We start from the raw sequence: 23,731 nt of genomic DNA, 5'->3' as shown, positions 1-23,731 counted from the left end.
GCTATCGGGATGGATATGGGCGATTTTTGGGTCTTTGGCTATGGTTCGCTGATGTGGAAGCCCGGCTTTGCACATGTAGAGACACATCATGCCCGTCTTCATGGCTATCGCCGTGCGCTTTGCGTACGATCATATGTACATCGCGGCACGCCTGAAAGGCCGGGACTGGTTCTCGGGCTTGATCGTGGCGGTTCCTGCCTTGGCATGGCCTTTCGTGTGCCGGGTGAACTGGAAGATGAGGTTGTCTCGTATCTTCGCGAACGTGAACTGGTGACGCATGTCTATCTGGAGCGGCGCTTGGGTGTGCGGCTTCCCGATGGACGTAAGGTCGAAGCGCTGACCTATATTGTCGACCGGGGCCACGTGCAATATGCGGGATCGCTTTCGGTTGGGGAAGCGGCGGAAGCAGTATGCGGATCGGTCGGCGTATCAGGCCGCAATGAGGACTACGTGCACAATACGCTCGAACATATGCGCAAGATGAATATTCGCGACCACTGGATGGAAGCAGTGGCCGCCGCTGTGGACAAGCACAACCCTTAAATGTTTAAACCCAGTTCTTTAAGACGTGTGACGGCAGTGGGTGGCATTGGTGGTGGATTGGCTGACGTTGCTGCTTCGACAAGCAGTTCATCGCAGGCGGCCTCTGTGACCTCCTGAAGCTTTTTCAGGAAGGCGTCATTGTCCAATCCCGGCTGAATGGGCGGGAGAACGCGGCATCGGATGACGCCGGGATGACGGAGAAACTTGCGCCGTGGCCAGTAGAGACCGGCATTGTGCGCGATAGGCAAAACCGGAACGCCCAGCTCCCCATAGATATGAGCAACGCCGTACTTATAAGCGGGCGGTGCACCGGGGCTTGTGCGTGTGCCCTCGGGATAGATCATCAGCTGTCTGCCGCCGGACACCGCAATATGGGCGCCCTTCACAGCGGTCTTCATCGCGGCAGAGCGTTTGCCGCGATCAATAGGCACCATTTTCATTTTCTGGATATACCAGCCAAAAAGCGGAATCCACATCAGTTCGCGCTTTAAAATGTAAACCGGGTCGGCGACATATGGCAGAAATGCGTAAGCGTCCCAGAATGATTGATGCTTCGGCGCGCAGATATACGGACCATCCGGAATATTCTCCAGTCCTTCGATTTCCATGTCGGTTCCGGCGAAAACCTTCTGTAGCCAAAGGTTTGACCTCGCCCAGTTTTTTGGAATAGCCCAAGCCTGCTTACGCGGACTGAAAAAGTAATAGGGCGTAAAAATGATCATCTGAACGATGAGGTTCAGGTAAAACAGCACGTTGAAGATGATCGACCGGATTATTGTCATAAGGGGCTCATAAGAAGTTGCATTAATGCAGTGCGTGGTTCGCCCTTCGACAAGCTCAGGACGCTCACCATGAGGAAGGTGGTTGATACGCACGTGAGCTACCACTATTGCAGAACTTGGCTTTCTGCAAATCAGTTTACCTCCCTCATGGTGAGCGTCCTGAGCTTGTCGAAGGGCGAACCACGCACTATAGATGTGCCAAGTGCAACGAAGATCCGGGCTAATCCCTGATCTGATGGAGCAATTCATCTGTGGCGCTGGAAATGCTGTCGGGCAGTTGGGCGCGGGCAACAGCACCGATATATTTGATATATTCCATCAGCAGCACGCGAACCACCTGACCGCGTGTGATCCAGTCGCCGTCCTTGAGATTGGTATTGGTTATCGGATAGGCGATGAACTCGATTTCCTGTGACGCACGCGTAAGCTCAAGCATGGTACGCGGAATGTGATAGTTATTAGTGACAACGATCACGCGCTTATAGTGATTTGCGCTGGCCCATTTGATGCTTTCAGCAGCATTGCCGACTGTGTCCAACGCTGATCGGTCAATATCCACGCAACACTCAAAAAGTGTGGCATCGCCACCGGTGACACGCTGCAGTTCGCTACGTTTTGTCGAGGGATGGACGCCGCTGATGAACAGGCGTTCGCCACGCTTGTTCTTGAGCAGCGCCAAAGCACCTTCGATACGTGAATAGCCGCCCGTGAGCACGACAATCCCATCGGCTGGCTCTGCAAGATCAGGTATGCCGAGCGTCGTCACGCGGTCGCTGAAGACGATGAAACCACCAATGAAAAGACCAATAGCAAGGATGACAAGGAGGAAGAGCAAGCGTGCAAAATATCGGCCAATGGTCGCAGACAAGCCACGACCGCGAACTGTGTCCGCATCGGGGGCGCTGTTGCTGCTATCGTTAAGGCCGTCCATCTGTGCCGCAATGCCTTGTTCGAGAGTGGTCCGTTTAGTCTGCCGCCTGAAAGCAAAAAAGCGGGTCGTCCATAAAATAAATAAAATAAACTCAGGTCTCGTGATTTTCGCCGGTGCGTCCATCGACCTGTCTTAAATGCGCTATGACCGTCATTCGTGTTGTAATCATGGTCAGAACGCTGACCGCCAGTATAATAAGGATCACACCCGTATAACCGCCTGACCCAATGGAAAAATTGCCAAACAGGGCTGTGGCCTGATCGGCTTCCGGGGTTGCCAGATTACGCGATGACCACCATCCAATCATCAGGAAAATCAGCATTGCAAGCGCGCCTCCAAAGGCCGCACCTTTGAGGGCAGTCCAGAAAAAGTGCCGCTCGAACTGACGCGCGACAAACTTCTGTTCAGCGCCGATGAAATGCAAAACTTCAATGATGTGTCCATTACCCGCCATTGCCCCACGTGTGGCGAAGATGACCGTGAGAACGGTTGCGGCAACAACCAGCGAAAGGACGCCCGTGCCGATGAGCACTGTTGAGCGCGCCATGGAGACCAGCCGGTCAACCCATGTACGATGATCATCGAAGCTTGCGGCCGGTATCTGCCCTACGAGCATGCTGCGGAGCGCCGCGAAATCCGGTGGCGAGGCTTCATCAAGTGTGACCACGACAAGACGAGGAACCGGTAATTCATCAATATCAAGACCAGTGCCAAGCCATGGCTCCAGAAGACGTGCTGTGGCGTCCCTGTCGATAATGCGCGTCGATTTTACCCCGGCAAAGCCTTGGGCAATCTTGCTTGCCTCGGCGAGCATTGTTTCCATATCCTGACCTTCAACCGGCCTGATCTGGATCGTGGCTTCGGTGGAAATCTGGCTCTGCCAGGTGGCGGCTGTTGTTTGAACGAGACTGACAGCACCGACCGTGAGACAGGCGAGAAATGTCATGATGGCGATCACGATCATGAGCGCGTGTCCGACAACATTGCCTGCCGGTACAATGGGAGCTTGTCCGCTGCCTTTGCGAATGCGTGTCCAAAGCCGGAAAGCCAGGTCCGTTGCCCGGTCTCTGAGGGCGGCAGCGTCAATCATAGACGTCCAGCCTCCCCTGATCGAGAATCATGCGCCGTGCATTGATCTGATCCATCAGGGTCAGATCGTGGGTTGCGATGACGACCGCAGTGCCGGAGCGGTTAAGCTCACCGAAAAGTCGCAGGAGGCGGCGGGCTAGTGGCGGATCGACATTGCCAGTTGGCTCATCGGCTAGAAGAATTTCCGGCTGATCGATCAGAGCGCGTGCGATGGCGGCACGCTGCTTTTCACCGCCGGACAGGACAGGCGGCAGCACATGCATACGCTCACCAAGACCTACCCAATGCAAAAGTTCTTCGACTTCTGCTCGGTATGTCGCCTCTTCCTTGCCGCGAACACGCAAGGGCAGGGCAACATTCTGATAGGTGGTCATATGATCGAGAAGGCGGAAGTCCTGAAAGACAACGCCGATCCGTCGGCGCAGCATCGGCATTTCTTTGGAAGAGATTGTCGCAATGTCTTTGCCGAAGACGGTAATGGAGCCACGCGTCGGCTTGAGCGTCATGAACAGCAGGCGCAGCAATGATGTCTTGCCTGCACCGGAAGGCCCGGTGAGGAACTGGAATGATCGCGGCGATATGTGGAGGCTGACATCGCGCAAGACCTCCGGGCCCATCCCGTACCGCAATCCGACATTCTCAAAACGAATCAACTGTGCTTTTCCGATCTCATCTGCATCGTGTTCTATTTTGCGGGAACTGATTTGACCACCCCATCAAACGTGAACCAGCATGAACGGAAACATGAATTTTATGCGGCAGCATTGCGGGAAGGTCGGTTTTTGCATTTTGATCGGTGATCAGGCTATAGGTGCAGGGAGTTGTACTGGAAAAATTCGTACTGAAAACGCGCCACAGGAATCTTGAATGCCAAAAGTCGGGACTAAAAATATTGATGTTCTTTTCAGTGCCGAGACGATTGCTGCGCGCAATCTTGAACTTGCCAGGGCAATCGTTGCAGGCAATTTCGAAAACCTTCTCGTTATTTCGATTCTCAAGGGCTCGTTTATTTTTGCTGCGGATCTGATCCGCGCAATGCACGATGCCGGCGCAGAACCGGATGTCGAATTCATCACTGTTTCCAGCTATGGCAAGGGTACGGAAAGCGGCGAGGTGCGACTACTGCGCGATATCGATAGTGATGTGCAAGGGCGAGATGTCCTGCTGATTGACGATATTCTTGAATCGGGCCGAACCTTGAAGTTCACGCGCGAACTCATGCTCGAACGCGGTGCCCGGAATGTTTATATCGCCGTGCTGCTCGACAAGAGTGTCAAACGCAAGACCGAGATCGAAGCGGATTTCAAAGGCTTTGAGTGCCCTGACTATTTCGTCGTGGGTTATGGCATGGATGTCGGTCACTCATTCCGGCAGCTGCCCTATGTAGGCGTGGTCAGGGATTGATCAATTGAACTTCAGCAGGCGCTCAAGATAATCCTTTTCGAGTTGCGGGCTTAGCGAGTTGCCAAGGCGCTTGCGGATGGCATCAAGAATTTCGCGCGCACGCTGAATATCGATCTCACCGGGAACTTTGGTATTGCTGCCGTCATCAGGGCCGTCGATGCGATTTTCACGACCCAGTGGATCGCGCCGTCCAGTCTGCTGGCGTCCGCCGGGACCGGTCTCGCCGTCCTGTCCCATGGCCTGCTGCATCTGCTTCATCATATCTTGACCACCACGGCGCAATGCATCGAGCGCGTCGCTTTGCTGGCCGAGCGCCTGACCACCATCTGCCTCGCCGAGGGATTTGCCAGCATCGCCCATGGACTTTCCAGCCTGTCCAAACCCTTCACCGGGCTTAATGCCCATGCCTTCCAGATCTTTCATCAGCTGGCCGAGTTCGGATTGAAGCTTGCCCTGACCTTGCTGAAGGTCACGCAGTGCCTTGGCGATATCCTCCTCGGACATCTGGCCTTGTTGACCCTGCTCGCCTTGTTGTCCTTCGCCAAAATCCTGCTGCATGCCTTGCTGGCGCTGCTGTTCAAGCTTGTGGGTCTGGTTCATCATGTCCTGCTGACGGCGCATCAGCTCACCGAGCTTGTCCATCTGCTGCTTCATCTGTCCCTGCTGACCATTCTGGCCTTGCTGCTGCTGGCCCATCTGCAGGTTGTTCATCATGTTTTCGAGTTCAGAAAGCAATTGCTGTGCCTGATCCTTCGATCCCTGTTTGGCGAGATCTTCGATCTGATCGAGCATTCGGTCGATATCTTCCTGCCGTAACTGCTTGGCATTTGGATCTGGCATCTGCGCCATATTCGGGTTCTTCTGGGCCTTCTGTGCAAACTCACGCAAATATTCATTCATGGCACTGCGCAATTCGGCCATGCGCTTTTCGATCTCTTCCTGGCTCGCGCCTTGTTCGATTGCGTTTTTCAACGCTTCCTGCGCCTGCCGCAACCGGCGTTCGGCATCGGAAAGGGCACCATCTTCGATGCCGCGCGCAACCTGCCACATATAGGCAACCACCTCACGCAATTGATCGTCACTCTTTGCAAGATTGAGGCGAGAGCGGACGCTGCGCAATGCGAGATAATGCGAAGAGTTTTTGATCGTTTCTTCTGGCCACATGGTTATGGCATCGATCATTTCGAGCACGTTCGGCTTGGCATTCGCGTTCAATGCGAGATTGCGGCGTTGTTCAACGATTGCGCGAGCAAGCGGATTGGCAAACGGACGTTCCGGCATGACCAGTGTTTTGGTCTCGCTACGGGCTTCCTGCTTGGCATCATCAGATGTCACCAATGTCATGCGGATTTCGGACCCTGACCATGGGTGCTCGGTCAAATCCTTCGTTGTCTTGGTTTCCTTGGCCTGTTCGCCGCGACGCGGGAGCGATAATGGCAACTCAGGAGCGGCATAAAGCGGGCGGGCATCCTTTTCGGCAGGCGATGCCTGTTCGATTTTTGCCTGCGCTCCTATCGCGCCATAATCGTCCTTGATTTCATAGAACACATCCATCGTACCATTGACCGCGCTGGACGGTTCCCTGGTAAAACGGATTGATGGCGGCTGGTCCGGAATGATTGTGAAAGTCCAGCTTGCAAGTCCCGAGCGGCCATCCATCAACTCAATGGAACCGTTTTCGCCGAGGGTGAGTTCAAAATTCCGTGGCGCTGCTGTTACGGCAGCAGTGTCTTCGGTCTTTGGGGGCTCTTTTGCAGGAATTTCAACGGATTCCCCGTCAGAAAGTTTTTGAATGACGGTTTCCGAACTGCTGCCTCCAATGATCCGCACAACAAGCGTGCTGTTGTGAGGCACGGAAAATTGTGTGTCTGCGGCATTGCTGGCCGTTGTCAGGAACAGAGGTGGGCGGCCCGTATAACGCGGCGGAGTTACCCACGCGTCGATGCGCGGTGGTATGGCATTACTGGCCGCGTGGCTTAGGAATGCATCGCTGATACGCCCCCCAAGCGGACCGCCGGAAAAGGCAAAGGCAACGACCAACAGCAATACAACGACACCGCGCAACGCCAAGGGATCACGCTCGGCAATGCGTGTTTGCGGCAGGCCGCTTTGCAGATTGGCAATGCGATCTGCCATGCGTTTGCGGTGCTCTGCCCACAGTGCCTGGGCGAAAGGATCAGTGCTGTTGCTAGCAAGCTCTTCGGTCTGCACCGTAATCGGCTGGTGTTCCAGTTGGTTGACGCGCTCAAGCCTGTTCGTGACATCCGATGCGCGGGGCAAGCGGAATTTAAGCAGCAGGTAAACACAAACCGGAATGCTGAGAAGAAACAGGGCAAGCAATGCTTGTCTTGCCAAATCCGGCATGAGGCGGAAGAGGCCAAACCACGACAGGCTGAGAAACACTGCAGCGACAAGCAGAAATGGCAGTAAAAGCGGCCAAAGGCGTTCAAGCGCAATCATCAGCCACGCGGACAAACGGAGGCGATCGATACTTTTCAAAATATCGAACTTGATGCTGGTCGCTTCCCGTTCATTCGGGTTTTGATCGGCCATTCTCGCTCCATTTTCTGGTATCAGCGGTACCAGACAAAGCTAACAATACCATTCATCATGGCAAAGGCGAGGCCTTGCGCGCCAAAACGCAATCATACTTCTGTGTAAGTGACGAAAATTATAGCCAATCCGGAATGGAATCGAGGCCGATCAATTCGTCATAGGTTGTGCGTGGGCGCACCACATGGAACTGGTCGCCATTGACCAGAACCTCCGGAACAAGAAGCCTTGTATTGTAGGTTCCTGCCTGTACCGCGCCATAGGCACCTGCCGTTCCAATGGCGATCAGATCACCGGGAGCCGGACGGGGGAGGTCGCGGTCAAGACCAAGATAGTCGCCGGTTTCGCAAACCGGACCAACAACATCGCCACGAATGCGGGGATGATCGGCCTTCGGCTCTTTAACGGGCCGAATCGTGTGGAATGCATCGTACAGAGTTGGGCGGATGAGATCGTTCATGGCCGCATCGACAATGATGAAGTTGCGCGCATCGCCTTCCTTGACGAAGATAACTTCAGTGACAAGGATGCCGGCATTTCCCACGATAAGGCGGCCCGGCTCAAAAATCGTCTTCAATCCGAGTGGCTTGATGTGCTTTTGCACAATCTGCGCATAAGCGTCAGGAAGAGGTGGTGGGTTGTTGTCAAAGTGATAGGGAATGCCGAGGCCGCCGCCAAGGTCGACATGCTTGATGTCGTGACCATCGGCTTTTAACTGCGCGACCAGTTCTGCCAGCAGGCGGAAAGCATCATCGAAAGGCTCCAGATCGGTGATCTGGCTGCCAATATGCATATCCACGCCAACGACGCTAAGGCCGGGCAGCTTCGCCGCCTGTGCGTAGATTGAACTCGCCTTGGCGAGCGGAATGCCAAACTTGTTTTCGGATTTTCCGGTTGAAATTTTCTTGTGGGTCTTCGCGTCAACATCAGGGTTGATACGCAGCGAAACCGGCGCAATCTTTCCGGCTGTAACCGCACGACTGGAAAGTATGGCGAGTTCAGGCTCGGATTCTACGTTGAAGCAATGAATGCCAACACTCAAGGCGAGGTCTATCTCGCTCGGCTTCTTGCCAACACCGGAAAAGACAATCTTGTCAGCCGGGATGCCTGCGGCAAGCGCCCTGCGCAATTCACCTTCAGACACAACGTCCGCCCCCGAACCAAGACGCGCCAATGTTTTCAGTACCGCCTGATTGGAATTTGCCTTGAGGGCGTAGCACACAAGCGTGTCCATATCGGCAAAGGCTGCCGAGAACACCTTGAAGTGACGTTCGATCGTTGCGGTTGAATAGCAGTAAAAAGGCGTTCCGACTGCCTTGGCAATTTCAGGAACGCTGACGCCTTCGGCATAAAGGACGCCGTCTTTATAATCAAAATGGTTCACGGGAAACCTAGCCTAAATCAATGGATCGAGAATAAAACGCTTGTCCTTGACGGGGGGAGTATCGATTTTCGGCTCACCGGGCATTGATGTAACAGAGGCGGGCGGCGGCTCCAGCGGGCCTTTGCGGCCACATGCCGAAATGGCGCTTACAATCATGATCGACATAAGAATTGTCGATAATAGGGAACGGCTTGTCATTGTTGATCCTGTCGTCCGAAATGGGTCTGCCATGCTTAGTGCAAGAAAGCTTCATATGGAAGTGCTCTTCAATCGCACTCACAGTGGATGCCGATTATCTCTTCCCTTTGTGGAGGAGATAAGTTGGCGCATTACAATTTTGCGATGCGCTTTTGCCAGAACTTGATCTGTTTGCGGACCTGCTCCGGTGCTGTTCCGCCATAGGATTTTCGGCTGCGAACTGATTTGTCGACAGTTAGGAAACCAAAGACCGCAGCAGTGATGCCGGGATGAACTTGTTGCAAATCTTCCAAGGACAATTTGCCGAGATCGACCTTGTTCTGTTCGGCAAGAGCGACGGCGCGTCCGGTTACGTGATGTGCTTCACGGAACGGCAGACCAAGCTCACGCACCAGCCAATCGGCCAGATCGGTAGCCGTTGAGTAGCCAGAGCCTGCGGCTTTCTTCATTGCCGTCGCGTTAATGGTCATGTCGCCGACCATGCCGGTCATTGCTGCAAGCGCCAGTTCCAGTGTTTCGGCGGCATCGAAAACCGCTTCCTTGTCTTCCTGCATATCCTTGGAATAGGTCAGTGGCAGGCCTTTCATGACTGTGAGCAAGGCCACAAGCGATCCGGTGATGCGTCCGGTTTTGGCACGAACCAGTTCGGCAGCGTCGGGGTTCTTCTTCTGCGGCATGATTGATGAGCCGGTGGAGAAGCTGTCGGATAATCTGACAAAACCGAACTGCGATGTGGACCAGATGACAATTTCCTCGGCAAGACGGGACAGGTGTGTCGCGGTAATCGCCGCTGTAGAGAGAAATTCCAGCGCGTAATCCCGATCGGAAACACTGTCGAGTGAATTGCGGGTCGGTTCGCGAAAGCCAAGTGCTTTTGCAGTCATGTGCCTGTCAATCGGAAAACCAGTTCCGGCAAGTGCCGCGGCACCAAGCGGCGATTCGTTCATGCGTTCGATAGCGTCGCGGACGCGGCTCAGATCACGTCCGAACATCTCCACATAGGCCATGCAATGATGGCCGAAGGTGACTGGTTGGGCTGTTTGAAGGTGGGTGAAGCCTGGCATCAGGGTTGCAGAGTGCTCTTCAGCACGTTTCAGGAAAGCTTCGATCAGTTTCTTGAGCAACACGGCTGTCTTTTCGAATTCAGCTTTTACCCAAAGTCTGAAATCGACTGCCACCTGATCATTTCGCGAACGGGCGGTGTGGAGGCGGCCCGCCGATGCGCCAATCAATTCGGCGAGGCGTGACTCGACATTCATGTGAATGTCTTCAAGTTTGCGTGAGAAAGTGAACTTTCCGCTCTCTATTTCTGACAATATCGTGTTCAGGCCGCTTGTGATCTTGTCGTAATCGTCGCCCGCAATTATGCCGGTTTTTGCAAGCATGGCTGCATGAGCAAGCGAACCTTGAATGTCCTGGGCGTAAAGCTTCTGGTCAAACCCGATGGAAGCATTGATTTCTTCCATGATGGCGGCGGGACCGGAGGCGAAACGGCCGCCCCACATTTCATTGCTGTTCTTCTTGTCGGACATGGAAAGAGCCTTGAGTGAGAAGCGGAAGAGTAAAAAATGACAGACGGCATGCAGAAAGCGCCACGCAACAGCAACAAAAAGATCATCGCCCTTGCCGCGCTCGCCGGCATAGCCGCCGGTGCGGTTGCGGTATACGTGATGGAGCGGCCCTCTGGCAATATTGCAGTCGCCACTAATACCACCGATCAGTGCCCGATGAAGGCGGCAGGCGCAAAGGCAATTGACGCTGCAGCGGTTGGCTCCATCGCAGCAATGCGTGGCTCAGATCAGCCGCAGTCCATGTCGGGCCTTTCCTTCACGGGTCCGGATGGCAAACCGGTGCGGATCAGCGATTTCAAAGGCAAGACCCTGCTGGTTAATCTGTGGGCGACATGGTGTGCGCCTTGCCGCGAGGAAATGCCAGCGCTTGACGCGCTTGAAACAAAAAAGGGCAGTGACAAATTTGAGGTCGTTACCATCAATATCGATACGGGTGACGAAACAAAGCCCAAGGCATTCCTGAGCGAGATCGGCGTCAAATCGCTCGATCTCTATCGCGACCCATCAATGGGCGTGTTCAATGAACTCAAGCGGAAGAATTTGGCTTTTGGCCTTCCTGTTACGATGCTCGTAGACAAGGAAGGCTGTCAGATAGCTGCGATGAACGGTCCTGCTGACTGGTCGAGCGACGACGCGCAACGCTTCGTTGATACGGCGTTGGGCTTGTGAAGGACACATCCGTAGATCCTCGGGTCAAGGGCCCGAGGATGACGGAGAAGGAAGTGTTCTTGACGATTATTCGGTGCCCGTCGTAGCGGCTTTACGAGCTTTCTTCGCCTTGTACTTGTCGAAACCCTGCAATTCGCCAGGCTTGCGTTCCTTTGGCAGCTTTTTAGGCTTTTCTGTCGTCCAGCCTTCCGGCTTTGCCTTTGCAGGCTTGGCGGCCCATTCGGTGCGTGGATTGGCATCGTTGCCACGTGGTTTGCGGTTGTCGAACTCGCGTTTCTCACCGAAGTTCTTTTTCGGCTTGAAATCGCTGCGCGGCGCATAACCACCGGGACCTTCGCTGCGGGCAATATTTACACCCTTTTCGCCGGTACCGAATTGCTTGATACGAGCGAGAAAGGCATCCGCCTTGCTGGCAGTGATTTCGAAACGTGTTTCTGTTTCCAGAATCTTGATCGAACCAACATCAGTTTTGGTGATGTCACCGGCCTTGCAGATGAGCGGCAGGAGCCAGCGTGGTTCGGCACGCTGCTTGCGGCCAACGCTTACACTGAACCATGCACCGCTTTCGAAATCCGTGAAGCGATCCGAGCGCGATGTGCGCTCACCGCGACCTGGACGGTCTTCGAAGCTACCTTTTCGAATAGGCTCGAGAACATGGGACGGGGTGTTGGAAAGCTCTTCCGGAGCCGGACGCGCAGCCATCTGCTGGCGCAAATAAGCCGCGGCAATCTGTTCTGCCGAATGAAGGCTGAGCAGTTCACGTACGAAATCACCTTCATCCTCGCTTATGACTTCCGACAAGGAAGGATCATTGAGGATACGGTCATTGTTGCGCTTGTTGATTGCATCGGCATCCGGCGGCGGTACCATCGTCGTCGATAGTTTGGCGCCCTGCAGCAGGCGTTCGGCTGTACGGCGGCGCGACGCAGGAACAATCAGAACGCAAATGCCCTTGCGGCCAGCACGTCCCGTACGGCCACTGCGGTGCAGGAGTGTTTCGGAATTGTTAGGCAAATCAGCATGGATGACCAGATCGAGGTTTGGCAGGTCAATACCACGGGCAGCTACGTCCGTAGCAACGCAAACGCGGGCGCGTCCGTCGCGCATCGCCTGCAGCGCATTTGTACGCTCTGCCTGGCTCAGTTCGCCCGAAAGCGAAACAACGGAAAAGCCGCGGTTAGAAAGACGGCTGGTCAGATGTTTGACGGCTTCGCGGGTTGAGCCGAAAATGATCGTGTTCTGTGCATCGTAGAACAACAGCGAATTGATGATGGCGTTTTCACGCTCCCGCGGTGCGACCGGCATGATGTGATATTCGATGTCCGCATGCTGCTCGCGGTCATTGGTTGCCGAAATGCGCAGTGCATCCTTCTGGAACTGCTTGGCCAATAGCGCGATGGGCTTTGGTACGGTTGCAGAGAACATGAGTGTGCGTCGATCCTCAGGTGATTCCCCGAGAATGAATTCCAAATCTTCGCGGAAGCCGAGATCAAGCATCTCATCAGCTTCGTCAAGGACAACAGCGCGCAGCTCTTTCATGTCCAGCGAACCACGGCTGATATGATCACGCAGGCGGCCGGGCGTGCCAACAACGATGTGAGCGCCTTGAGCAAGAGCCCGGCGTTCCTTGGTCATGTCCATGCCGCCAACACAGGAGGCGATGCGCGCGCCGGTGGGCTCATAAAGCCATTCCAGTTCGCGGCGAACCTGCAATGCCAATTCGCGGGTCGGTGCGATGACCAGCGCATAGGGTGCGCCGATGGAGGTGAAGCGATTTTCATCCTCAAGCAGGGTTGGTGCAATAGCGATGCCGAAGGCGACGGTCTTGCCGGAGCCTGTCTGCGCAGAAACGAGAAGGTCCTGTCCCTCGGCTTCAGGCGCAAGAACTGCTGTCTGGACCGGGGTCAGGGTTTCGTAGCCACGGGCTTTCAATGCACCGGACAGCGCCGGAGCGATAGAATCGAAAATAGTCATGAATGAACTTTCAGTGCTGGTTTTGGGCGTGTGTTTAGCTCGGCGTCAATGGAGCACGAGCGGCACGCATATAGCTTTGTTGCGCTCTCGTAGAGCCTGCGACGCGTTCCGTCAATGCCACGAAACGCATAGCTCCCATCCACTTACCCTTCAGGAGGTGAAGCCCGCACGTTTCAACCGCACAATAGCGAGATCAAGAGCAGAAAGAAAGGCGGATCGATCTTTTGGGGAAAAAGGCCGCGGTCCGCCGGTAATTTGACCGGCCGAACGCAACTCATCCATGAGATTACGTGTCGCTAAAGTGTTGCCGATAGAAGCTTCCGTGAACGCCCGTCCTGTGGGTGAAATGGCATCAGCGCCAGCCTTTACACAGCGGCTGGCAAGCGGAATGTCAGCAGTTACCACCACGTCGCCACGGCAAACACGCTCCGCGATCCAGTCATCGGCAGCATCAAAGCCATCGCTGACTATGACACGCTCGATCATCGGGTCACGGGGAATGGCCATCATCGAGTTTGATACGACAAAAACCTTGACTCCATATCGCTCAGCGACACGGTAGATTTCAGCTTTTACCGGACAGGCATCGGCATCGACATATATGGTGATATTTTTTGCCGAAACAGCTTCAGTCATGAATCAAGTCCAGTCTTCATCTCGTTTTGTGGTATCGAAGCAATGTTTTGCGTAATGGAGCAGGGCTGCATGCAGGTCGAGATATCGCACCATATTGATGCTTCAGAACCTGATGAGGAAGGCAATTACCTATATTACTATGAATACGATATCTATGTTTTCTCAAAGGATGATGCCGTGTTCTTTGTGCGGGCCTATACGGACGAGCCCGATTGCGCTTCCTTTCAAAGCAGATCGGAAGGCAGTAATGACTATCTGCTGAAAGATGCGGACCTGCACCATCCCTTGCTGCTTCTCGCTTGCGAATATCTGAGGAAGTCCGGCAAGACCAGACTTCAATGGTTGAGCGGGAAAGACAGCGCGTACCTTCCCATTCTCACTCCGGAAAAAGAGAACTAGCCAGCCATTATCGGTCAGCCTGGTTCAGGGTACACCGTCGCCGGTCTGCCAAACCGGCGTTTCGGCAAATTCCGGCGGCCCTTCAAGCTCAAGCAAATGCCCATACGTATCATCAGCCGTGCCGCCAGGCGCACCTGAACCATCAGGCGATGCCCAGTCTGCGTGTCTTGGATTGGAGACAGCAAGGGTCGCCGGGTCAACATCATACCGGATGACGAGATAACGCGTATCGCCTACGGGTTCACCGGAGGTGAGTTTTTCGAGCGCTATGCTGGCCCGCTCCTTGTCCGCCTGAGACGCAGAGGCCCAACTTCCTTCGCCATCAGCAGCACGCCGCATACGGTCAAGCGCATAGGTTGGGCCAAGCCGCTGGTCAGCGCTTAACTGAGCGGTATTCGCTTTGATCTCGGCCACGACATACTGCCTTGTCGTCGGATTATACATGAAGATATCAACCCCATGTCCGGAGGGGTTCTTTGCAGTCAGAATCGTCGTGTAGCCACGTGCCTTGAACTCGTTGACGGCATGTTCTTCCGCTGCATCACCAATAGCCTGAGTCTGTGGCTTGATGGTCGGCTTTGGCCTGACAACCGGTGGTCGACCGGCCACCACTTCAAGTTCAGGCATATTCTTGCTTGCATCGACACGGCGCAGTGCCACTTTGTCCGGCGCTCCGTTGGCACCCGGTTGCCTGTACCAGACATATTCCGCCGCGTTGATGCCATTGGTCTTGCAATAATTATCAAAGGCCTCTTGAGACGAACCTTTCAGGCCGCCATCCGGCCCGTCAGTGTTTGCCATTGCTTTGCCGGTTGATGCTTGCTTGACGGTGGAAAGGTCGGTCAGATTGGGGTCATCTGCGGCCCGTTGCAGTTTGGCAAGATAACTGCCGTGATCGCCGATCTCGGCGGATATCTGTGCCTTGTCGTGATCCGAAAGACCAGGTTTCTGCAGGTCCTGACGCAATTGTTGCAGCTTTGGTGTCAGCTTCTCCAACTCAAACTGAATTTGATAGGCCTTGGTGCCCGGTTTGGCGACATCAGCACCCATGAAGCTTCGAAGGTTCCCCTGAAAGCCGTTATTTTGATACATGAGCCGCGCAACCCGGGTGTGGTTGGCTATATCGGCTTGAGACGCGGCAGGGCCTGCTTCGATGATAAAACCACCATTTCCTGATGGATCATCGACAATCCGCACCTCATTGCCCGGAATTTGATCGTTCTTCACCACTGTTGGCTCGTAAGCAGCCAACAGATTTCGTGTCTGTGTCACAGGGTTGAACATGCCTGCAATATTGCGCGGTGTGGGTGAGGGACCGCGTGACATGTTCACGCCGATTGTGGTGCCCCAGAAACCCATTGAAAGGATTGCGGACGCCTTCTCCTCGCCTGACATGGAGCCCCAGTTTGCAGCGCTGTACTGCGCCATATTCGCAATGGCCACCGCATCGGCTGTATTGGAGAACGCGATGGTCGGTCCAATGATGCGTGCCATGGTCGGCGTCATGGTAGCACCTTTGGAGGCGAGGCTCGTCAGCTTCGCTGCACTTCCGAAAGCGGCAGCCCCTGCGATGCTCGCGACACCATTGATCCAAAGCATGCGCGCGTCGGCATCTTCAATAGGATTGATCGACTGCCCATGTTCTGCGCGATCCACCAACTGCGTACCGACGCGATAAGCGCCCCAGCCGGCAGCAGCGATACCAGCACCGGCCACAATTGGTGTAGCCACGCCACCCGTACCGATAATGACAGCCGCGCCTACGATAATGCCGCCTACCAGAGCTGCCGTATCAATGACTTCGGTCACATGCTCGCCGAACGTATCGACGGTTTTCGGGGTATTTTCCGGGCCGGATAGTTTGACTGATCCATCAGGATTCTCGGTGAGCTGACCATCCGTGGGATAGGTCATTGCGCCGGGCGGCAGCTGATTGTTTGCCTTCCAGTCGTTGAAATCCTTGTACTCGCGGCCAAGATTGTCGACGTATTTGTCGCCGCCCGAGGTTGATACCCGAAACAATGGCAATGTCACAGTTCCAGTCTTGCTGCTCGAATATTGTATTGGCAGCACAGTGACGGCGATGTCGCCTCCACCTGCAGTTGCGCGAATCTGGTTGGCGATTGTTTGTACCGGCTTGTTGTCTTCACCTCCAAAGAGAGACAACTCACCCTTACCGATTTTTTCCTGCACCTCTTCGGGCGACATGCCCTCCGGAATGACAGGCTTCGACCCCATTGCGGTACCAATGGTATTTTCGAGATCAGTGCCTTTGAGAACCACCGGTGTATTGCCACGCAAATGCAGGTATTGCCCCGCAATCTCCTGAGCGGGCGGGTTGATGAAGACGGGGTTCTGCCAAGGATCATCGGTCTTTTCCAGAGTATCGCGATTGATGCTCTTGTCAGACCTCACAATGGCGAGTGCATTGGCCCGGGCACCCAGAGACAGCGAAACATCGTCGCCAGTTCCCGGAAACAATAGTTCTTTTCCTTGATCCGTATCCAGGATGGACTGAAGGCGGCTTGCCTCCGAATCGCGTGACTTGGCATCGTCGGGGAACCACTCACGAGCCAGCGCCTGAGCCATGGGGCCGGGGCCACCTTCAGCTTCCGATTGTAATGTGGGACTGTAATTGTCGGAAAGCGCGAAGACATTCTGCACCACTGCGCTGGTCGTACTGGTGTGATCGCCGGAATTTGCCGCCATGAGAATGGCTTGCAACGAACTTGTACGGTCCATTGTGGTTTGACCAGAGTCTGCTTCAGTTGTGAAGCCAACCGATTGGACAAAAGCTGCCGCTTTTTCGGGGCCAAGGGCTTCCATGGCGGTGCGCAGCGACGACATATCATATTTGCCATCGTCTCCGTGCTCATAAGGTGTGCCTGCCCTGACCGCACTATTGGCGAAAAAACGGGCTCTGAACTTGTCTTCCGGAGTTGGTTGTTTTCCAGATTCCGGTACAGCCAGATCTGCTGCCCGTGCTGCCATCCGCTCGCTGACTAAACTACGCAATCCAGAATCGTTTGACCGGCCAGCTGCTTCGGCGAGGTAGCCGATGTTCTGCAACCCGTCATCCGAGCCCATTTTGGCAAGGACTTTATCGAGGAGGTATCTTTTGGTGCTGTCATCCAGCTTGCCGAGATCGCCTTCCTCGCCCTTAAGGGCTTTCATGACCGTGTCTACACCGTCTACAGATTCCAGATCCTTGCCATCCAGCCATTTATCGACTTTCTGCTGGTTTTCCGCATCGCGCATCAATTGGACAGCTTCGGGATTACGCTTGAGTGCAAGTTGAACTTCCGGTGGCTGGCTTTGAGACAGCTCTGTATAGGTCTTTTTGACCTCTGCCGGTCCACCCGCAGCACGGGCTTTGTCGATGATGCCCCGCGCAGTGCCTTCCGCCTCTGATCCCGTATGACCGCTTTCGCGCAGCGGAATATTCATGTCCTTGGCGGCTTGCTCGATAGCAATCTTGGCCGGCCCTGCATCCTGCCAGTCACGATCATAGAGATACTGCAGCCGTGCGGTTCGCTCGGCCTGCGGAACGCCTTCGAGATAGGCTTTTACATCAGTTGTAATTTTGCCGGTTTCGCCCTTGTGGTCGTAGGTCGGGGCGTCGGCATATTCCACCTTGTTGCCCTTGGTGTAGATGTCGTCGCCGAAGCTGTCAGTGGCGGCATTCTTGATTGCCGTGCTGGCAGGGGTAGCATCTTTCCATGTTTTCCCATCGCCCAGCAGCCGCTTGGCGGCCGCCTGCCGATCAGCGGGGGGGAGATTGTCGAGATAGGTTTTGACATCCTTCTGAATTTCCAACCGTCCCGCATTGACCTGTTCCGGCGACAACGTCTTGTCGTCCTGAAGTTCCTTGCCACTGGCGTGAATGTCGTTGGCGAATGCCTGTTCATCGGCAGGCACGCCGTCTGCATTCTTCGGGCTGTTTGCCGTTAAAACCGGATCGCGCTGCGGAATGAAAATAATGTCATTTGGATTGAGCACATCATTCGGGCCAAAAATGCCCTTGTTCGCATTTTGAAGTTCGTTGAGCGAAATACCATTATCCCGGGCAATGCGTTCCGGCGCGTCACCTGCTTCGACAACCGCTACCTTCTCGTTGAGCGGATCAACCTTACCCGAACCACCAGCACTTTTTCTGTCTTGCAATGCTTGGGTTATGCTGGAGGTGAATACCTTTTCCTGCTTGGAATTTGCCGGGACGGTCGCATCCCCGGTCTTGTTATAGCGGAACTTGCCGCTGTCATCGATCCGGAACATCGTGTCCTCCAAATTGCGATGCTAGATTGCAATCAGTAATTGACGAACTTCAATGCCCAATAGAATACCTGATGGATGTAACGCCAAATGACATTTTGTAACAATATCTTTGGCGGGAGCATTTATTGGATTGGCAATAGCCTTTCATGCCCGCCCGACTTCTTGCGGGTTCAGCCAAAAATGTGAAGTGCTGCCAGTCCTACGGATGCGCCAAGTCCAATAGCAATTCCGGCAGCCAAGGCTGCAACCAGAAATCCGGTGCCCAGCCACACGCCATCCTGTTCGCCAAGACCAATGGCCAGCAGAATAATGCTCAGGGCTGGTATCTGGTTGATCAGGGGAATTGGAAGAATGACGATCAACGACATAAGGAGTGCGACAATACTGACAACGCGCTCGACGATGATTTGCGGGAAAAGCCAGTAACGCGGACGGGCGAGCCGCTCAAAACGCGCGAGGACACTTTCCAGCCGGGCAATCCCTGACCGATATGTTTCCGTGCGCATTGATTTACGACGCAGGAATGCCGGAAACCATGGATTCTCCAACCCGATCAGCATCTGAATCGAAAGGAGGACCAGCGGGATGCCAAATACCGTCGATGATCCGGGTGGCAGGGGTAGCAGATTCAGTGCGGAAAACAGGATGAGCAACGCACCGAAGCTGCGCTCGGACAGCGCGACAAGAATATCGTCAAAGGAAATTCTTTCCGCAGGTGTATTCCCAAGCTCAACGAGAACCGTCGACAGCCGTTTTGTGCCGGCAGGAGATTCTGGCCTGTGGTCGCTACCCATGGGATAATTTCATGCGGGTATGATCAACGTGTTGGAACGGGGTTTTCCCCGCGATAATCGTAGAAGCCGCGCCCGGTCTTGCGGCCAAGCCAACCGGCTTCGACATATTTGACCAATAGCGGGCAGGGGCGGTATTTTGAATCGGCCAATCCATCATGAAGTACCTGCATGATTGAAAGGCATGTATCCAAACCGATAAAATCAGCGAGTTGCAGCGGACCCATTGGATGATTGGCGCCGAGCTTCATCGCAGTATCGATTGCATCGACCGAACCTACACCCTCGTAAAGCACGTAAATAGCTTCGTTGATCATAGGCAACAGGATGCGATTGACGATGAAGGCAGGGAAATCTTCTGACACAGTCAAAGTCTTGTCGAGACTGCTGACGAACTCGCGGGCGCTTTCAAACGTCACATTTTCGGTGGCGATGCCGCGAATGAGCTCGACAAGCTTCATCACCGGCACCGGGTTCATGAAATGAATGCCGATAAACCGCTCAGGGCGGTCGGTGGTAGCAGCGAGCCGCGTGATTGAAATCGACGAGGTATTGGTCGCGAGAATGGCTTCAGGATTCAGATTCGGACAGAGCTGAGCAAAAATCTTGCGCTTTACTGTTTCATCCTCGGTTGCGGCTTCGATGGCAAGATCGACGCTGGACAGGTCTTCCATGCGCAGCGCCGGACGGATATGGGCCATAGCCTTTTCACGCGCTGCTTCATCAAGTTTGCCGTGTGAAACCTGCCGCGCCATATTGCCATTGACTGTAGCAATGGCCTTTTCCAGCTGTTCGGCAGACTGGTCATGGATCAAAACATCATATCCCGCAACTGCACATACATGAGCGATGCCGCTGCCCATTTGCCCAGCACCGATGATGCCTACAGTCTTGATCGATCCAGCCATGTTTCCATCCGTTTGTTTCTTGTGCCACACAAAGTAAATGGCCGGGGTAGCGTTCGTCTACCCCGGCCATGCAAATCATTTCAAACTTGCGAATATATTTCTTTATCAGCGCGGTTCCGGATGGAAAATCGCTTTAAAGAGCCTTTTCTAGTTCCGGCAGAATGGTGAAGAGATCGCCGACGAGGCCATAATCGGCAACCTGGAAGATCGGTGCCTCCTCATCCTTGTTGATGGCGACGATGACCTTGGAGTCTTTCATGCCTGCCAGATGCTGGATCGCGCCGGAAATGCCAACAGCAATGTAAAGATCAGGCGCAACAACTTTCCCGGTCTGCCCGACCTGCCAATCGTTCGGGGCATAACCCGCATCGACAGCGGCACGTGAGGCACCAACTGCAGCACCGAGCTTGTCAGCAACCGGAAGGATTACTTCCTTGAACTTCTCGTTCGAGCCAAGTGCACGGCCACCCGAGATGATAATCTTCGCCGAGGTCAATTCAGGACGGTCACCACCGGAAAGCTTGGCTTCGACAAAAGTCGAAAGTCCGGGATTGGCAACAGCGGAAACGTTCTCAACCGAAGCCGAACCGCCTTCACCGGCAGCGGCAAAGGTTGCTGTGCGCACGGTGATGACTTTCTTGGCATCAGTCGCCTGCACGGTCTGCAAGGCATTACCTGCATAGATCGGACGCTTGAACGTATCAGCCGAGATGACCTCGATGATGTCCGACACCTGCATAACGTCGAGCAGCGCTGCAACGCGCGGCAGGATGTTCTTGCCGTTCGTGGTGGCAGCGGCAATGATCGTGTCATAACCATCAGCGATTGAGACAATCAGCGCTGCCGTTGCTTCGGCAAGGCGGTTGGCCAGATCATCGCTGTCGGCCAGCAGAACTTTCTTGACGCCTGCAAGCTTGGCAGCCTGATCAGCAACGCCTTTGGCTCCCTTGCCTGCAACCAGCACATGCACATCGGAACCGATGGCAAGCGCTGCGGTCAATGCCTTGGCAGTCTGGTCGGAAAGGGTCTCGTTATCGTGTTCGGCAAAAAGAAGAATAGCCATGATTAATTCCTTATCCTTTCCTCAGAGAACGCCAGCTTCGTTTTTCAGCTTGGAGACCAGCTCCGCAACGTCCTTGACCTTGACGCCGGCCTTGCGACCACCCGGCTCTTCGGTTTTGAGAACCTTGAGACGCGGCTTGGTATCGACGCCGTAATCACCAGCAGATTTCTCGTCCAGCGGCTTCTTCTTGGCCTTCATGATATTTGGCAGCGAAGCATAGCGCGGCTGGTTCAAACGCAGGTCGGTGGTGACGATGGCAGGCAGTGTGATTTCAATGGTCTGCAGGCCGCCGTCAACTTCGCGCGTTACCTTGGCGGACTTGTCACCAAGCTCGACCTTGGAAGCGAATGTCCCCTGGCTCCAGCCAAGCAATGCCGATAGCATCTGGCCGGTCTGGTTGGCATCATCATCAATTGCCTGCTTGCCGAGGATAACCAGCTGAGGCTGTTCGGCTTCAACGACACCCTTCAAAATCTTGGCGACTGAAAGCGGCTCAACAATATCATCGACCTTGACCAGAATGGCACGATCAGCACCCATGGCTAGCGCCGTGCGCAATGTTTCCTGGGCCTGTGCCGGGCCGATCGAAACGACCACGACTTCCTCAACCTTGCCGGCTTCTTTCAGACGAAGTGCTTCCTCGACCGCGATTTCGTCGAATGGGTTCATCGACATTTTCACATTCGCAAGCTCAACGCCCGAACCGTCGCCCTTGACGCGGATCTTCACATTGTAATCGACTACCCGCTTTACCGGTACGAGGACTTTCATGGGGACTCCCTCTTCAAAATTCGAATGACAGCTTTAACTGTCCTATCACGGTACCTGCTTGCCGGATGCCGACATTGAGGTGAAAAAAGCGACACGTTTGTGCCTGAACAGCGCGGGACCGTAAATATGACTAACGTAAAGGTCAATGCACGGCATGCGACAATTTGTACTTCAACCGATTGAATAATGCCGGCCTAACGGCCCCATTTTACCGGCCCGGTTTCCGGCGCAGTTATCGGTGGCTCTTTTTCCACTACAACCGCGCGCGGGGAAACAATGGCGCGATCAAAAAGCGGCACATTCCGGCGCTTTAGAACGACAATCAGCAATGCTCCGGCAATGATCCCGCCGACATGTGCCGGCCAGGAAACCTGCTGGTCGCCGCCCCATAAAAGCATCACAAATTGCACCGCCACCCACAGGATAAGGGGGTAGATAGCCGGGATGCGCAACGGGATTCGCCCAAAGGCAAGGACCCAGACTTTTACGCGTGGGTGGAGAAGAAGGTAGGCAGCTACAATACCCGCTATGGCACCCGAAGCACCGATCAGAGGTGCCTGAGAATCCGGCAGAATGACACCGTGAAGAAATGCACCTGCTGCCGCGCACAGAAGATAGAAGATCAGAAATTTCACATGACCAAGCGCATCTTCAATATTGTCGCCGAACACCCAGAGGAACAGCATATTACCGCCGAGGTGGAAAATATCGGCATGGAGAAACGCGTAAGTTATGTAGGTGAGGTTCGGCGGAACGATATCATAGGCGGCGGGCAAGGTTGCCAGATGGTGGATGATGGCGGGAATATAGCCAAGCCCGATAATGGTGGCTTCCGCATAGTCGCCGCCAATGCTGGTCAACGCAAAGATAATGACGTTAAGCGCGATGATGGACAGGGTCACATATTGCGCTTTGATGTATTTCAGACTGTTGGCGTCATGCAGTGGAATGAACATTGGCGCCGGGTTCCTGTCAGCGGTTTTTGCCCGGAACCCATAACACGTCTTTTGAGCCATTGTCATTGACGACGCGAGCAGCAACAAACAGGAAATCCGAAACGCGGTTGATGTATTTCAACGCGGCAGAAGTAACGATCTCGTCCGGCCTTTGAGATAGCTCTACCATCTGCCTCTCGGCGCGGCGGGAAACCGTGCGCGCCAAATGCAACGCAGCCGATGCTGGGGAGCCGCCCGGCAGCACGAATGAGCGCAAAGGAGCCAAGTTTTCATTCAGTTGGTCGATATCCGCCTCGACCCGCGAAACTTGTGCGTCAATGATGCGCAATGGCTCATAGGCAAGAGTTTCGCCAGTATCGGGCGTAGCCAGATCCGCCCCGAGATCGAACAGATCATTCTGGATCCGAACCAGCATAGCGTCGAGTTCAGGATAGTCTTGCTCGGTGTGCAATCGGGCCAGCCCGACAAAGGAATTCGCTTCATCAACCGTGCCGTAAGCCTCGACACGCAGGTCATGCTTCAAGCGCCTTGCCCCGGTGCTTAGGCCTGTCGTGCCATCATCGCCCGTGCGCGTGTAAATCTTGTTGAGCTTGACCATCGTGTTTGTCCTAGCTTGCAGCGCGATGGAAATAAATTGCGCCGACGATCAGGATAATTGCAACCAATTGCAGGAGGATGCGTAGCTGCATCATCTTGTTGGAAAAGTTGGCGTTGCCGCCCTTCATCATATTACGCAGGCCGATAATAAGCACGATCGCGACGGCGGCGATGGCAATAATTGCCAGAAATTTGAAGATGATATCCATGGTACTATTCCTTATCAGCAGAGTTCCA

Annotated in this window: 22 protein-coding genes; 4 read left to right on the top strand and 18 right to left on the bottom strand. The window is 54.5% G+C overall.

Annotated features, from left to right (window positions below):
• Positions 1–15 precede the first annotated feature (15 nt).
• Positions 16–543, top strand: a complete 528-nt coding sequence (locus PMI41_RS20115) for a gamma-glutamylcyclotransferase (protein ID WP_008127942.1) — start codon at positions 16–18, stop codon at positions 541–543.
• Here the strand turns inward: PMI41_RS20115 and PMI41_RS20110 are convergent.
• The 4 genes from PMI41_RS20110 to ftsE all read right to left on the bottom strand — a co-directional run bounded on the left by PMI41_RS20110 (position 540) and on the right by ftsE (position 3,998).
• Positions 540–1,325, bottom strand: a complete 786-nt coding sequence (locus PMI41_RS20110) for a 1-acyl-sn-glycerol-3-phosphate acyltransferase (RefSeq protein WP_008127941.1) — start codon at positions 1,323–1,325, stop codon at positions 540–542. The genes PMI41_RS20115 and PMI41_RS20110 overlap by 4 nt on opposite strands.
• Positions 1,326–1,545: 220 nt before the next feature.
• Entirely contained in the window at positions 1,546–2,256 is a 711-nt protein-coding gene (locus PMI41_RS20105; protein WP_081497176.1) for a YdcF family protein, read from the bottom strand.
• A 91-nt stretch (positions 2,257–2,347) separates the two neighbouring features.
• Positions 2,348–3,346, bottom strand: coding sequence for an ABC transporter permease (locus PMI41_RS20100; RefSeq protein ID WP_008127938.1), 999 nt, complete (start codon positions 3,344–3,346; stop codon positions 2,348–2,350).
• Entirely contained in the window at positions 3,339–3,998 is a 660-nt protein-coding gene (ftsE, locus tag PMI41_RS20095) for a cell division ATP-binding protein FtsE (protein ID WP_008127935.1), read from the bottom strand. Before ftsE ends, PMI41_RS20100 begins: the two co-directional genes overlap by 8 nt.
• A 214-nt stretch (positions 3,999–4,212) precedes the next feature.
• On the opposite strand from ftsE, the gene hpt reads away from it, so the two are divergent.
• A complete protein-coding gene (gene hpt / locus PMI41_RS20090) occupies positions 4,213–4,749 on the top strand; it encodes a hypoxanthine phosphoribosyltransferase (RefSeq protein WP_008127933.1) in 537 nt (178 codons plus the stop codon).
• Here hpt and PMI41_RS20085 read toward each other — a convergent pair whose 3' ends face one another.
• From PMI41_RS20085 to argH, 4 genes are all read right to left on the bottom strand, one after another.
• Positions 4,750–7,302, bottom strand: a complete 2,553-nt coding sequence (locus tag PMI41_RS20085; RefSeq protein WP_008127931.1) for a TIGR02302 family protein — start codon at positions 7,300–7,302, stop codon at positions 4,750–4,752.
• Positions 7,303–7,420: 118 nt separating this feature from the next.
• Entirely contained in the window at positions 7,421–8,686 is a 1,266-nt protein-coding gene (gene lysA, locus PMI41_RS20080; protein WP_008127927.1) for a diaminopimelate decarboxylase, read from the bottom strand.
• A gap of 12 nt (positions 8,687–8,698) precedes the next feature.
• Entirely contained in the window at positions 8,699–8,884 is a 186-nt protein-coding gene (locus PMI41_RS20075; protein ID WP_008127924.1) for a lipoprotein, read from the bottom strand.
• Between the two features lie 131 nt (positions 8,885–9,015).
• A complete protein-coding gene (gene argH, locus PMI41_RS20070) occupies positions 9,016–10,416 on the bottom strand; it encodes an argininosuccinate lyase (RefSeq protein ID WP_008127921.1) in 1,401 nt (466 codons plus the stop codon).
• A 36-nt stretch (positions 10,417–10,452) separates the two neighbouring features.
• Between argH and PMI41_RS20065 the strand changes: the two genes are divergently transcribed.
• Complete coding sequence (locus PMI41_RS20065; protein WP_008127919.1) at positions 10,453–11,124, top strand: TlpA disulfide reductase family protein; 672 nt, start codon at positions 10,453–10,455, stop codon at positions 11,122–11,124.
• A 66-nt stretch (positions 11,125–11,190) separates the two neighbouring features.
• On the opposite strand, the gene PMI41_RS20060 is transcribed toward PMI41_RS20065, so the two are convergent.
• Positions 11,191–13,098: a DEAD/DEAH box helicase gene (locus PMI41_RS20060; protein WP_008127918.1), complete on the bottom strand. Its 1,908-nt coding sequence runs from the start codon at positions 13,096–13,098 to the stop codon at positions 11,191–11,193.
• Between the two features lie 150 nt (positions 13,099–13,248).
• Positions 13,249–13,734, bottom strand: a complete 486-nt coding sequence (locus PMI41_RS20055; protein WP_008127916.1) for a YaiI/YqxD family protein — start codon at positions 13,732–13,734, stop codon at positions 13,249–13,251.
• 69 nt (positions 13,735–13,803) lie between these two features.
• Here PMI41_RS20055 and PMI41_RS20050 point away from each other — a divergent pair, with 69 nt between their 5' ends.
• A complete protein-coding gene (locus tag PMI41_RS20050) occupies positions 13,804–14,133 on the top strand; it encodes a hypothetical protein (protein ID WP_008127914.1) in 330 nt (109 codons plus the stop codon).
• 24 nt (positions 14,134–14,157) lie between these two features.
• Here the strand turns inward: PMI41_RS20050 and PMI41_RS20045 are convergent, their stop codons facing one another.
• The 8 genes from PMI41_RS20045 to PMI41_RS20010 form a co-directional block, all read right to left on the bottom strand.
• Positions 14,158–18,408 (bottom strand): DUF4781 domain-containing protein, encoded by a 4,251-nt coding sequence (locus tag PMI41_RS20045; protein ID WP_008127912.1) that lies wholly within the window; start codon positions 18,406–18,408, stop codon positions 14,158–14,160.
• 170 nt (positions 18,409–18,578) lie between these two features.
• Complete coding sequence (locus tag PMI41_RS20040) at positions 18,579–19,202, bottom strand: exopolysaccharide biosynthesis protein (RefSeq protein ID WP_008127911.1); 624 nt, start codon at positions 19,200–19,202, stop codon at positions 18,579–18,581.
• Positions 19,203–19,225: 23 nt separating this feature from the next.
• Positions 19,226–20,107: a 3-hydroxybutyryl-CoA dehydrogenase gene (locus PMI41_RS20035; protein WP_008127909.1), complete on the bottom strand. Its 882-nt coding sequence runs from the start codon at positions 20,105–20,107 to the stop codon at positions 19,226–19,228.
• A 133-nt stretch (positions 20,108–20,240) separates the two neighbouring features.
• Entirely contained in the window at positions 20,241–21,170 is a 930-nt protein-coding gene (locus PMI41_RS20030; RefSeq protein ID WP_008127907.1) for an electron transfer flavoprotein subunit alpha/FixB family protein, read from the bottom strand.
• 21 nt (positions 21,171–21,191) lie between these two features.
• Positions 21,192–21,941, bottom strand: coding sequence for an electron transfer flavoprotein subunit beta/FixA family protein (locus PMI41_RS20025; RefSeq protein WP_008127906.1), 750 nt, complete (start codon positions 21,939–21,941; stop codon positions 21,192–21,194).
• Between the two features lie 194 nt (positions 21,942–22,135).
• Positions 22,136–22,897, bottom strand: coding sequence for a rhomboid family intramembrane serine protease (locus tag PMI41_RS20020; RefSeq protein ID WP_008127904.1), 762 nt, complete (start codon positions 22,895–22,897; stop codon positions 22,136–22,138).
• 16 nt (positions 22,898–22,913) lie between these two features.
• Positions 22,914–23,495 (bottom strand): cob(I)yrinic acid a,c-diamide adenosyltransferase, encoded by a 582-nt coding sequence (locus PMI41_RS20015; RefSeq protein ID WP_008127903.1) that lies wholly within the window; start codon positions 23,493–23,495, stop codon positions 22,914–22,916.
• Between the two features lie 10 nt (positions 23,496–23,505).
• Entirely contained in the window at positions 23,506–23,703 is a 198-nt protein-coding gene (locus PMI41_RS20010) for a twin transmembrane helix small protein (RefSeq protein ID WP_008127902.1), read from the bottom strand.
• Positions 23,704–23,731 lie beyond the last annotated feature (28 nt).

It is taken from the genome of Phyllobacterium sp. YR531, assembly GCF_000282595.1.
In the GTDB taxonomy this organism is placed as follows: domain Bacteria; phylum Pseudomonadota; class Alphaproteobacteria; order Rhizobiales; family Rhizobiaceae; genus Phyllobacterium.
This window is presented reverse-complemented; position numbering and strand designations above follow the sequence as displayed.